The organism is Thermorhabdus hydrogeniformans (assembly GCF_049310025.1).
Taxonomy (GTDB): Bacteria; Bacillota; Thermosediminibacteria; order Thermosediminibacterales; family Tepidanaerobacteraceae; genus JBJYKD01.
The window spans coordinates 1-247 of record NZ_JBJYKD010000252.1 but is presented as its reverse complement, the minus strand read 5'-3'; the positions used below and the strand labels follow the sequence as shown (position 1 = coordinate 247).

Sequence of the window (247 nt, the reverse complement as noted above, 5' to 3'; positions counted from 1 at the left end):
GGCTGCCCGTGGGATCGTGGGGCTGATAGCTGACGCCTGCGCCGGCTTCACCGGTAATTCCGTCCGCCAGCGCAGCGCCGCAAACGCCCCACAGCCCCAGCAAACCGGTGAATACAGCAAAAGTAACCCTGAACATGGAGCCATTTCCTTTTGTGAACATGCGCGCATGAACGCGCAAACGCCCTGCCTTAGGCAAGCACTCATCTAGGTTGTAGCAAGCTACAAAAATTGTAGCAAGTTCCGACAC

At 57.1% G+C, this 247-nt stretch carries 1 pseudogene; it reads right to left on the bottom strand.

Annotated features, from left to right (window positions below):
- A pseudogene (locus ACKX14_RS16325) lies at positions 1-136 on the bottom strand (MipA/OmpV family protein); the annotation flags it as partial.
- Positions 137-247: the final 111 nt, after the last annotated feature.